9 protein-coding genes and 1 tRNA gene are annotated in these 11875 nt (G+C 69.5%); 4 read left to right on the top strand and 6 right to left on the bottom strand.

The window, feature by feature from the left end; translation table 11 throughout:
* Positions 1 to 178 precede the first annotated feature (178 nt).
* The gene (locus tag ASG71_RS03640; protein ID WP_082574846.1) at positions 179 to 3727 is read left to right on the top strand and encodes a bifunctional proline dehydrogenase/L-glutamate gamma-semialdehyde dehydrogenase; all 3549 of its coding nucleotides are present in this window, start codon (positions 179 to 181) and stop codon (positions 3725 to 3727) included.
* A 134-nt stretch (positions 3728 to 3861) separates the two neighbouring features.
* Here ASG71_RS03640 and ASG71_RS03645 read toward each other — a convergent pair whose 3' ends face one another.
* Both ASG71_RS03645 and ASG71_RS03650 read right to left on the bottom strand, forming a co-directional pair.
* The gene (locus ASG71_RS03645) at positions 3862 to 4227 is read right to left on the bottom strand and encodes a hypothetical protein (RefSeq protein WP_056737281.1); all 366 of its coding nucleotides are present in this window, start codon (positions 4225 to 4227) and stop codon (positions 3862 to 3864) included.
* 218 nt (positions 4228 to 4445) lie between these two features.
* Positions 4446 to 5300: a LysR substrate-binding domain-containing protein gene (locus tag ASG71_RS03650; protein WP_056737283.1), complete on the bottom strand. Its 855-nt coding sequence runs from the start codon at positions 5298 to 5300 to the stop codon at positions 4446 to 4448.
* A gap of 157 nt (positions 5301 to 5457) precedes the next feature.
* Here ASG71_RS03650 and ASG71_RS03655 point away from each other — a divergent pair, with 157 nt between their 5' ends.
* Complete coding sequence (locus tag ASG71_RS03655; RefSeq protein ID WP_056737285.1) at positions 5458 to 6870, top strand: MFS transporter; 1413 nt, start codon at positions 5458 to 5460, stop codon at positions 6868 to 6870.
* 304 nt (positions 6871 to 7174) lie between these two features.
* Here the strand turns inward: ASG71_RS03655 and ASG71_RS03660 are convergent.
* Positions 7175 to 7248 (bottom strand) — tRNA-Gly (locus tag ASG71_RS03660).
* Between the two features lie 303 nt (positions 7249 to 7551).
* Between ASG71_RS03660 and ASG71_RS03665 the strand changes: the two genes are divergently transcribed.
* On the top strand, positions 7552 to 7995 hold the full coding sequence (locus tag ASG71_RS03665; protein ID WP_056737287.1) for an SRPBCC family protein: 444 nt from the start codon (positions 7552 to 7554) through the stop codon (positions 7993 to 7995).
* A gap of 67 nt (positions 7996 to 8062) precedes the next feature.
* Positions 8063 to 8638: a dCTP deaminase gene (gene dcd, locus ASG71_RS03670; RefSeq protein WP_056737289.1), complete on the top strand. Its 576-nt coding sequence runs from the start codon at positions 8063 to 8065 to the stop codon at positions 8636 to 8638.
* Positions 8639 to 8677: 39 nt separating this feature from the next.
* On the opposite strand, the gene ASG71_RS03675 is transcribed toward dcd, so the two are convergent.
* From ASG71_RS03675 to ASG71_RS03685, 3 genes are read right to left on the bottom strand one after another with little or no spacing between them, the layout of a single operon-like run.
* Positions 8678 to 9874 carry a cation:proton antiporter gene (locus tag ASG71_RS03675; RefSeq protein ID WP_056737291.1) on the bottom strand — a complete coding sequence of 399 codons (1197 nt, stop codon included), beginning with the start codon at positions 9872 to 9874 and terminating at the stop codon, positions 8678 to 8680.
* A gap of 5 nt (positions 9875 to 9879) precedes the next feature.
* A complete protein-coding gene (locus tag ASG71_RS03680) occupies positions 9880 to 10362 on the bottom strand; it encodes a cation:proton antiporter regulatory subunit (RefSeq protein ID WP_056737293.1) in 483 nt (160 codons plus the stop codon).
* 40 nt (positions 10363 to 10402) lie between these two features.
* Positions 10403 to 11803: an MFS transporter gene (locus ASG71_RS03685; protein ID WP_056737295.1), complete on the bottom strand. Its 1401-nt coding sequence runs from the start codon at positions 11801 to 11803 to the stop codon at positions 10403 to 10405.
* Positions 11804 to 11875 lie beyond the last annotated feature (72 nt).

An 11875-nucleotide genomic window follows, 5' to 3' on the forward strand; every position in this document is an offset into this window, starting at 1 on the left:
CGGGTTTGGAGGCCATAAGTGATAGCGCATCCGTGTGTCCGGCGCGGAATTTTGGACGACTGCGAAGCATCGATTTTTCTAACCAGTATTGCTCGGAAAACATCGCTTTATCTTATGAAAATCCGGTCGCATACTGATTCCAGAACGGTCCACATGATGAGAAAGAACGAGTGCTTCCATGACCAACACCTCACTGGAATCCGGGCTGAGCGCCGGCGCGGACAAGGGCAGCGACGCCACCCACGCAGCCGTCTCCGAAGGCTCGCCCGTGCTTGAAGCCGCCGCCCTCGCCGAGGAGAGCATCACCCTGGTCCGCCACTGGCTGACCGAAGCCGCCAAAGTCCCGGTGGACGCCTCGGCCCAGCAGCTTGCCGGTGTGCTTAAAGACCCGAACGGACTGGGCTTCACCGTCGGCTTCGTCGACGGCGTCGTGCGCCCAGAGGATCTCCGGGTCGCCGCCCGCAACCTCGCCGCCCTCGCGCCCAAGGTCCCGGCCTTCCTGCCCTGGTACATGCGCGGGGCCGTCCGCCTGGGCGGGGCGATGGCGCCGGTGCTGCCGCAGGTCGTCATCCCGGTCGCCCGGCGCGTGCTGCGCGAAATGGTCGGCCACCTGATCGTCGACGCCACCGACGCCAAGCTGGGCCCGGCGATCGCGAAGATCCGCAAGGACGGCATCAAGCTGAACGTGAACCTCCTCGGCGAGGCCGTCCTCGGTGAGCACGAAGCTTCCCGCCGGCTGGAGGGAACCCACACCCTGCTGGCCCGGCCCGACGTCGACTACGTCTCGATCAAGGTCTCCTCCACCGTGGCACCGCACTCCGCCTGGGCTTTCGACGAGGCAGTGGAGCACGTGGTGGAAAAGCTCACCCCGCTCTTCGCCCGGGCCGCCTCCTTCGCCGGCGGCGGACGCAAGGCCAAGTTCATCAATCTGGACATGGAGGAATACAAGGATCTGGACATGACCATCGCGGTCTTCACCCGGATCCTGGACAAGCCCGAGTTCAAGGACCTCGAGGCAGGCATCGTGCTGCAGGCCTACCTGCCCGACGCGCTCGCCGCCATGATCCGCCTGCAGGACTGGGCCGCGGCCCGCCGCGCCGGCGGCGGCGCCGCCATCAAGGTCCGCGTGGTCAAGGGCGCCAACCTGCCGATGGAACAGGTCGAGGCCTCCCTGCACGACTGGCCGCTGGCCACCTGGGGCACCAAGCAGGACTCCGACACCAACTACAAGCGCGTCATCAACTACGCCCTGCACCCGGAACGGATCCGCAACATCCGGATCGGCGTGGCCGGCCACAACCTGTTCGACATCGCCTTCGCGTGGCTGCTGGCCAAACAGCGCGGCATCGCGGACACCGCCCAGCAGGGCATCGAGTTCGAGATGCTGCTGGGCATGGCCCAGGGCCAGGCCGAGGCCGTCAAGCGGGACGTCGGCTCGCTGCTGCTCTACACGCCCGTGGTCCACCCCGCCGAGTTCGACGTCGCGATCGCCTACCTGATCCGCCGGCTCGAAGAAGGCGCAAGCCAGGAAAACTTCATGTCCGCCGTCTTCGAACTGAGCGAGAACGAAGCGCTCTTCGAGCGCGAGAAGCAGCGGTTCCTCGCCTCCCTCGCCGGGCTCGACGACGAGGTACCCGCCCCGAACCGCCGGCAGAACCGCGCCCTCCCGGCCGAGCCCATGCCGCACGATGACTTCGAGAACACGCCCGACACGGACCCCTCGCTGCCGGCAAACCGCGACTGGGGCCGCGCGATCCTCGGCCGGGTGGCCACCTCCACGCTGGGCAACGCTGCCGTCGAAGCCGCCACCGTCACCACCGAAGCGGCCCTGAACACCGTCATCGAAACCGCCGTCGAGAAGGGCCGGGCCTGGGGCGCCCTCTCCGGGTCCGAGCGCGCCGAGATTTTGCACCGCGCCGGCGACGTCCTGGAATCCCGTCGCGCGGAGCTGCTTGAGGTCATGGCCAGCGAAACCGGCAAGACCATTGACCAGGGCGATCCCGAGGTCAGCGAGGCCGTCGACTTCGCGCACTACTACGCCGAGTCCGCCCGCAAGCTCGACGACGTCGACGGCGCCACCTTCGTGCCGGCGAAGCTGACCGTGGTGACACCGCCGTGGAACTTCCCGGTGGCCATCCCCGCCGGTTCCACCCTCGCGGCACTCGCCGCCGGATCCGCCGTCGTCATCAAGCCGGCCAAGCAGGCCCGCCGCAGCGGCGCCGTCATGGTCGAAGCGCTCTGGGAGGCCGGCGTGCCCCGCGACGTGCTCGCCATGGTGCAGCTCGGCGAGCGTGAGCTCGGAACGCAGCTGATCTCCCACCCCGCCGTCGACCGCGTCATCCTCACCGGCGGCTACGAGACCGCCGAACTGTTCCGTTCCTTCCGCAAGGACCTGCCGCTGCTGGCCGAGACCAGCGGCAAGAACGCCATCATCGTCACCCCCAGCGCCGACCTGGACCTCGCGGCGAAGGACGTGGCCTACTCCGCCTTCGGCCACGCCGGCCAGAAGTGCTCCGCGGCCTCGCTGGTGATCCTGGTGGGCTCTGTCGCGACGTCCAAGCGCTTCCACAACCAGCTGATCGACGCCGTCACCTCGCTCAAGGTCGGCTACCCGGAGGATCCGGCCAGCCAGATGGGCCCGATCATCGAACCCGCCGGCGGCAAGCTGCTCAACGCGCTGACCACCCTCGGCGAGGGCGAGGCCTGGGCCGTGGAGCCGAAGCAGCTGGACGGCTCCGGCAGGCTCTGGAGCCCGGGCGTGCGCCACGGCGTCCGGCGCGGGTCCTACTTCCACCTCACCGAGTTCTTCGGCCCCGTCCTCGGCGTCATGACCGCGGAGACCCTGGAGGAGGCCATCGCGATCCAGAACGAGATCGACTACGGGCTGACCTCCGGCCTGCACTCCCTCGACTCGGACGAGCTGGCCCTGTGGCTGGACACCGTCCAGGCCGGCAACCTCTACGTCAACCGCGGCATCACGGGAGCGATCGTGCAGCGCCAGCCCTTCGGCGGCTGGAAGAAGTCCGCGGTGGGCGCCGGTACCAAGGCCGGCGGCCCGAACTACCTCGCCGGCCTCGGCGACTGGGTCAGCAAGCCCAGCACCGCGGACCGGTCCGGGGCCGGGCTGCACCCCGGCGTGAGCCGGCTGGAGGACGCCGCCAAGGGGTTCCTGGCCGCCGCCGAGCTCGCGCCGCTGCAGCGTGCCCTCGCCTCCGACGCCCGCGCCTGGGCCGAGGAATTCGGGACCGCCAAGGACGTCTCGGGCCTGAGCGCGGAGCGGAACGTGTTCCGCTACCGGCCGCTGCCGGTCGCCGTCCGGCTCTCGGCCGGGAGCCCGCTCGGTGAACTGGTGCGGGTCGTCGCGGCCGGCGTCCGGGCAGGCTCAGACCTGACCGTGTCCAGCGCCGTCGAGTTGCCTGCCCAGCTGCGGGCCGTGCTCGCGGGACTCGGAATCGAAGCCGTCGTGGAGAACAACGCCGACTGGCTCGCCTCCGCGGCGCGGCTCGCGGGGGCTATGAAGCTGCCGGTGACCCGGGTCCGCCTGATCGGCGGCGACGCCGCGGCCCTGGCCGAGGCAACCGGCGGGCGGCCGGACCTGGCCGTGTACTCCCACCCGGTCACGGAGGCCGGGCGGGTGGAGCTGCTGCCGTTCCTGCACGAGCAGGCCGTCAGCATCACGGCGCACCGCTTCGGTACCGCCAACCACCTATCGGAGGGTCTGCTCTAGCCCGAACGCCTGGCCCGGCATGCCGCTCCGCCGGGGCGGCCCGCGGGCAGGACCCGACAGGCCGCCACAGCCGCACACCGAAGGGTGTGCGGCTGTGGCGGTCTATCCGTGGTTGCGAAGGTCGTCCGGGGCAGTTAGCCCAAGTACCAGCCCGGCGGCGCCCAGGAGGCAGGGACGGCGTGGGCGGAAAAGTCGTCGCAGCCGGAGCAGAAATAGGTGACCTCGGCCAGTTTGCTGACGGAGCCGTCCCGGTGGTGCTTGGCGGGCACGAACGTTTCGAGGTAGACGAACTCGTCCGTCCCGCAGCGCTCGCAGTACGGGATGCCGACAAAGTCGTCGTCGGCGCGCGTCGTCGCCGGGTGTGGATCCCGGCGGCCCAAGGCGGAGTGCGGCAGGCTTTCGAGCCGGGCGGCCAGGGAGCGGGCCCCCTGGATCGGGTGGGCCGGTCGGCCGGTGTGCGGCGATACCGCGGGACGAGAATGGTTAATGGCGGGCGTCATTGCTGGCCTATCCCGAGCGCCTGCCGCCTGCCGCACCGCGGCAATCAGGGCGAGCGTCCGTTGTGAATAGTTTGGTGGCGGGCCTCTGCTTGACCTTCAACAAGGTCAGGATAGGGCAAGTACCACTTAGTGTTCAATGGCTGCGTACAGCGCCACACGACTGGGTATTTTCCGGGTAGGTAGCCCTCCCGCGGCGCGTAGGTACCTGCCGGCCGCGCCTAGGTGGAGCGGTTCAGCGCCCGCCCGACGATGGTCTGGGTGAGGGCCTCGATGACCTCCGTGTTGGCCAGCGGATTGCGGATCAGGGTGAAGTCGACGTCGCCCACCGGCGGGAGATCGAAGCGCCGGGTGATGATCTTCAGGTCGTCCGGGACAAGCGAGGAAGGCATCACGGCGACGCCGACCCCGGCCCGGACGGCGGCGAGGACGCCGCTGATCTGGCGTGTCGTGCAGGTGATGCGCCAGGTCCGTCCGGTGGCCTCGAGCGCGTCGATGGCGAGCTTCCGGCTCAGGCTCGGCGAGGGGTAGGCGATCAGGGGGACCGGTTCGGCCGGGTCCAGGGCGGTCTGTTCGAGTCCCACCCAGGCGAAGGAATCCTGCTGCACGACGGTGCCGTCCTTGGCGCCGGCAACCCACTTGACGAAGACCAGGTCCAGTTGGCCGGCGTTCAACCGCTTGTAGAGCTGGTCGCTTTGGCCCACCGTCAGTTCCAGGTTGATCTGCGGGTAGATCTGGCGGAACTCGCGCAGGATCCGGGGGAGCCCGGTGATGGCCAGATCGTCGGCGGTGCCGAAGCGCAGCCGGCCGCGCATCGCCGAGCCGGAAAAGTAGCGGGCAGCAGAATCGTGGGCGGCCAGGATGGTCCGCGCGAACCCCGCCATGGCGTCGCCGTTGTCGGTCAGGCGCACATCACGGGTGTCACGGGCGATGAGCGTGCGCCGGGCCGCGGCTTCGAGCTTCCGCACGTGCTGGCTGACGGTTGGCTGCGCCAGGCCCAGGCGCTCCGCCGCCCGGGTGAAGCTCAGGGTCTCCGCCACGGCCAGGAAGGACCTGAGCTGGGCCGGCTCAAACATGCGGGCCGCCGGTCCCTTGGCTGCCGTTGCGGTTCATGGACTCCCCAATCCATTGCGTTTCATGATGTTAGTTATGTGCAGAATAGCCTTCCATTATCGATTTTTGCCAGCCTAGGCTGAAGGCACTCCCAAGAAACCCTTTGCTCCGAGGTAATCCGTGCCACCCCCTCCGCCGTTCCAAGCCGCCGACCCCCGCTCCGATCCGCCCGCCGCCGCCCGGCCGGGCGCCGTCGTCAGCCAGCCGACCGCCGTTGTCACCCCGCTGGCCGCCGACCCCGTTACCCAGCCGGTCGCCGTCGTCAGCGAGCGGCTGCCGTGGCGGCACACCTTCATCTCCCTCAAGGTCCCGAACTTCCGGATCTTCGCGGCGGGACACTTCATCGCGGTGGTCGCGCTCTGGATGCAGCGGATCGCGCAGGACTGGCTGGTGCTCCAGCTCTCCGGCTCCGTCACCGCCGTCGGCGTCACCGTGGCCCTGCAGTTCCTGCCCTCTCTGCTGCTGGGCCCGTGGGGTGGGATGATGGCGGACCGCTTCGACAAGCGGAAGATCCTGATGCTGTGCCAAAGCGTGGCAGCGGTGCTGGCCGCCGTCCTGGCAGTGCTGGCGCTGACGCATCAGATCCAGGTCTGGCACGTGTACGCGATCGCCCTCACCCTGGGCCTGGTTACGGTGCTGGACCAGCCTGCGCGGCAGGTCTTCGTCAACGAACTCGTGGGCCCGGCCTACCTGCGGAACGCCATCAGCGTGAACTCGACGATCTTCCAGCTGGGCGGCCTGATCGGGCCTGCCGTGGCCGGCGTGCTGCTCAGCGCCGTGGGGGCCGGCTGGGCCTTCGCTGCCAACGCCGCCGCATGCTGCTCCACCCTGACCATGCTCCTGCTCCTGCGCAAGGACCAGCTGCACCTCACGCTGCCGGCCGCCAAGCGCAAGGGCATGCTGCGGGAGGGGCTCCGGTACGCCCTGGCCAAGCCCACCATCTACTGGCCCTGGCTGATGGCCGGTTTCGTGGCCGTGTTCGCGATGAGCCTGCCGGTGCTGCTGGCGGCGTTTGCCGACCACGTCTACGACGCCGGCGCCGGCGGCTACGGCCTGCTCAACGCACTGGTGGCGCTCGGGGCGCTGGCGGGAGCGATTACCTCCGCCCGGCGCCGGCAGCTCCGGCTGCGCTCGGTGGTCCTTGGCGCCGGGATGTACGGGCTGATGCTGTGCCTGGCCGCCGCGGCCCCGTCGATGGCGTGGTTCGGGGCGGCGATGGTGCTTGCCGGTTTCTGGTGCCTGATGTTCCTCACGGCCGCCAACCAGCTGGTGCAGGTCAGTGCCAACATGGGGATCCGCGGACGGGTCATGAGCCTGTACATCATGGTGCTGATCGGCGGGCAGGCCATCGGCGGCCCGCTGATGGGCTGGCTGGCGGAGCACCTGGACCCGCACCTGGCGATTTTCGTCTCCGGCGGGGTCCCGGCGCTGGCCGCGGCGGCGGTCGCCGTCGTCCTGGCCCGCCGGGGGCAGCTGATGCTGAAGGTGGACCTGAAGGCCCGGAGGCGGCTGCTGCGGATCGACCGGGTCTGAGGTTTCCGCGGGGGTTTCGGACCGGGGCTGCGCTTCTGGACGGGCGCACCGCGGGCCCGGGGTGCGCTTGTCCGGAACGGGTGCGCTTGTCCGGAACGGCCGCGCAAAGCGGGGAGTGGCGCCGTCGTCGTGGCCCGCCGGGGGCAGCCGATGCTGAAGGTGGACCTGAAGGCCCGGAGGCGGCTGCTGCGGGTCGTCCGGGCCTGAGGTTTCAGGGGCGGTTTCGGACCGGGGCTGCGCTTCTGGACCGGCGCACCGCGGGCCCGGGGTGCGCTCGTCCGGAACGGGAGCGCAAATGGGGGAGTGGAGCGGCTGACGGGAATCGAACCCGCGTATCAAGCTTGGGAAGCTAGCGCTCTACCATTGAGCTACAGCCGCATTGGGCCGGACAGGAACCGAATCCCGACCCGCCTAACAACGAGTTTTACCTTACCCCAGATCGCCGTCCTTCCCCGAACATGCACCCATCCGGCGTGCCCGCCCGGCGCAGGCCTGCCTCGGCAGCGTGCTCGGCAGCGATTCCGGCACCGACACGTAAAGAACGGCACCGGCGATAACTCTTCGATAAAGGCCCGCCCCCGCAGCCGCGCGGGGCGGGCCTTGCTGTCTATCCTGAAGGGGTTAGCTGCAGTCTCCGGGGAACGGGCTACGTCCATCAGCCGTCCGCCGAGCGAGGATTCCGTGGCCTTTGCAGAGTATGAAGTCGTGATCGAACGCGACGCGATGAGCATCTACACCTTCCTGCTGGACCCCCGGAACCTTGCGTCCTGGCGGACCGGGATCCGGGGCGTGAAGCTGATTTCCGGCGCCGCCGGCGCCACGGGCGCCGTCTACCGGCCGCTCTTTGCCGGAACGGGCGGCCCGGCCGACGTCGACTTCGCGCTGTCCACGACCCGTCCCGGGGCGGAGATCGAGTTCCAGGCCATTGCCGGACGGATGCGCGTGCACGGCGGCTACTACCTGAGCACCGAGGGAAGCAGCACCAGGGTGCGGTTCGCGCTGCGCTGCCGCCCGGCCGTCGCCGCCCTGCTGAGCTATCCCCGCGTGCGCCGGGCGATGCTGGCGCAGGTCGCCGAGCTGGAGCAGCTCAAGTCCGTGCTCGAGCCCCGGCTGGCGGCCGCCTGAGCCGGCCAGGGCGTCACACCCGCGCGCGGGTGATCCGGCCGGCCGGGTCTGGGGTATTTTTGAACCTGTGCTGATCTCTGACCGCGACATTCGTACCGAAATCGATTCCCAGCGGATTGTGCTGGAGCCCTTCGACCCCGAGATGGTCCAGCCCTCGTCGGTGGACGTGCGGATCGACCGCTTCTTCCGGCTCTTCGACAACCACAAATACGCCCACATCGACCCGTCCGAGGACCAGCCAGAGCTGACCCGCCTCGTGGAGGTCGAACAGGGCGAGCCCTTCATCCTGCACCCGGGCGAGTTTGTGCTGGGCTCCACCTACGAGACCGTCACCCTGCCGGACGACATCGCGGCCCGGCTCGAGGGCAAGTCGTCCCTGGGCCGGCTCGGCCTGCTCACCCACTCGACGGCGGGCTTCATCGATCCCGGGTTCTCCGGCCATGTCACGCTGGAGCTCTCCAACATGGCGACGCTGCCGATTAAGCTGTGGCCGGGCATGAAGATCGGACAGCTCTGCTTCTTCCGCCTGACCTCGGCCGCCGAACACCCGTACGGCTCGGGCGAGTACGGCAACCGCTACCAGGGCCAGCGCGGCCCGACGGCCAGCCGCAGCCACCTGAACTTCCACCGCACCGACATCTAGCGCTTCGGTGCCGCCGCGGTGCCGAAGCCTGCCCTGCCCCTACCCGGCAGGACGGACCGGGACCGCAGCCCGACTGACCGGGCGGCGGAAGAGCCGCACGACCGGTTCGATGAAGCGCGCCGCCAGCGGCCCCATCACCGCCATTATCAGCACGTAGGCGGTGGCCAGGGCGGCCAGGTCGTGGGGCACCACGCCGGAGGCCACCGCGAGCCCGGCGATCACGATGGAGAACTCGCCGCGGGCAATGAGGGCCGCCCCCGCCCGGAAACGTCCCGGAAGCGCGATCCCGGCCCGCTTGGCGGCCCAGATGCCGGTGATCATCTTGGTCGCGGCGGTCAGCACGGCCAGGACCAAGGCCCAGCCGAGGACCGGCGGGATGGACGCCGGGTCAGTGTTGAGTCCGAAGACCACGAAGAAGATCGCCGCGAAGAGGTCCCGCAGCGGTTCGAGGATCCGCGTGGCGCTGTGGGCGGTGGCCCCGGAGATCGCGATCCCGAGCATGAAGGCGCCCACCGCCGCGGAGACCTGCATGGCGGCCGCCAGGCCCGCGACCAGCAGGGCCGCGCCCAGCAGGTTGAGCAGGAACACCTCGGAGTTCTCGCTGTGGACCGCCTTTGAGACGTGGTGGCCGTGGCGCAGCGCCACCACCAGCACGAGCGTCACCACGGCGAGGGAGATCCCCACCGTCTGCAGGCCCACCAGGAAGCTGACCCCGGCCAGGGTCGCCGTCAGGACCGGCAGGTAAACCGCCATCGCCAGGTCCTCGAACACCAGGATGGACAGGATCACCGGGGTCTCCCGGTTGCCGATCCGGCCGAGGTCGGTGATGACCTTCGCCGCGATTCCGGAGGAGGAAATGTAGGTGACGCCGCCCATGACCATGGCGCCCACCAGGCCCCAGCCCAGCAGCAGCGCCAGGCCGGCGCCGGGCAGGAAGTTCAGGACCAGGTCCAGGACGCCGGCCTGCCAGGACCGCCGCAGGCCGGTGACCAGTTCCGACGCCGAATATTCCAGTCCGAGCATGAGCAGGAGCAGGATGACGCCGATCTCGCCGGAGAGATGGGCGAATTCGTGCATCCCTTCGAGCTTCACCAGACCGCCGGCTCCGAAGAAGAGCCCGCCGATGAGGTAGAGCGGGATGGGGGACATGCCGATCCGCCCGGCCAGCCTGGCCAGCAGGCCCAGGCAGAACACGACGGCCCCCAGTTCAATGAGGGTCAGGGCGAGCGGATCCATGCCGCTTATCCGTTGCGCAGGATGCTGGCCGCCGTGTCCAGTCCCTCTTGGGTGCCCACCGCGACGAGAAGGTCGCCGGGGTGCAGGACGACGTCGGGCCCCGGCGACGGGACCACCTCCCCCTCGCGCATGATGGCCACGATCGAGGCGCCGCTCCGGGTCCGGATGCACGCCTTGCCCATGGGCTGGTTCTGGAAGGGGGAGTCCGCCGCGATGGAGAACTGCCGGGTCACGATCCCCGGCACCTCCCGGTGCGCCTCGGACAGCTGCATGGCCAGCCGCTGCCCGCCGAGGAGGTTGCCGAGGGCCGCCGCCTCGTCCGCGGTCAGCGGGATCGAGGCCTGGCACGTGTCCGGGTCGTCCCAGGTCGAGACGATCAGTTCGGTTTGGCCCTCGCGGTACTCGACGACGCCGATCCGGCGGCCCGAGGCGGTCATGAAATCCTTGCGCCGGCCCAGGCCGGGAAGGTCAGTTTCATCCACGTTCATGCCTCCAGCCTAGTGCGCGGCCGGGGACTTTAGGGCGGTTTCAGGCCTCAGGCACCACGGCGATTTCCGTCTTGCCTGGCGGTTTGACCGGCAGCATCACGAGCAGCCCGGCCAGCAGGACGACCAGAATGCCCAGGATGCCCCAGCGCTGCGCCTCGCCCGGGGCGACGAGCGGCGTCGCGACCGTGATGCACAGGGTGAACAGTGCCGGGGCCAGGAAGCTCACCGCCCGACCGGTGGTGGCGTACAGGCCGAACAGCTCGCCGGACTCCCCGTGCGGGGCGAGCCGGGCGAGGTAGGCGCGCGAGGCTGACTGCGCCGGACCGACGAAGAGGCAGAGGAACAGGCCGAAAATCCAGAAGGTGGTGCTGCCCGCCCACTGTATGCCGAAGAAGGAATATGTTTCATTGCCGAGGGCCAGCAGCACGCTGCCGGCCACCAGCAGCCCGACGAGGGATCCGATAATGACCGCCTTCGGCCCGGCCTTGTCGTCCAGGAAGCCGCCTGCCAGTGCGCCCACGGCCGCGACGACATTGCCGAAGATCGCGAAGAAGATCACCTGCTTGAGCTCGAAGCCGAAGGTGCCCGCAGCGATGATCCCGCCGAAGGTAAAGACCGCTGCGAGTCCGTCCCGGAAGATGGCGCTGGCGAGCAGGAAGAAGATCGTGTGCGGGCTGGTCCGGTAGATGGCCTTGATCCGGCGCACCAGCAGGGCGTAGGAGCCGAAAAAGCCCGGGCCGGACCGCCGGGACCGGGGGACCTCCGGGACGGCGAACATCACCGGAACCGCGAAGACCAGGAACCACAGGGCGGAGAACACCGCCACCAGGCGGATGTTCAGGCCGTCGGCGGTGGAGGCCCCGAACCAGTTGATGCTGGGCTGGACGAACAGCTGCAGCACGATCAGCAGCGCCACGATGCCGCCCAGGTAGCCGGCCGCCCAGCCGAAGCCGCTGACCTTGCCGATGGTGGCGGGCGTTGAGATCTGCGCCAGCATGGCGTTGTAGTTGACGCCGGCGAATTCGAAGAAGACGTTGCCCAGCGCGATCAGCGTCACCCCGAGGAGCAGGAACTCCGGGCGCGGGAAGACGAAGAAGCACAGCCCGGTCAGGAGCGCGACGGCGGCGGTGTTGACGCCCAGCCAGAGTTTCCGGCGTCCGCCCGCGTCCGAGCGCTGGCCGGTGACCGGTGCCAGCAGGGCGATCGCGGCCCCGGCGATGGCCAGGGCGCCGCCGAGCACCGCGGAGGCTTCGTCTTCGCCGCCGAACGGCTTGGACGTCAGGTACACGGTGAAGACAAAAGTGGTCATCACGGCGTTGAAGGCCGCCGATCCCCAGTCCCACGCCGCCCAGGCCAGGACCCGGCCTTTACCGGTGGCGTGGCTGCCGGACTCAAGTTCCGAGGCCGGGGCGGTGGCCTCCGGGGCGGTGGCGGAGTTCATAGCCCGATGTTAGCCGCCCCGCGGCGGCAGGCCGGGCAGAAACGGTCCCGGGCGGGGTCCCGGCCGGTAAAG

This window comes from Arthrobacter sp. Soil763, from assembly GCF_001428365.1.
GTDB lineage: Bacteria > Actinomycetota > Actinomycetes > Actinomycetales > Micrococcaceae > Arthrobacter.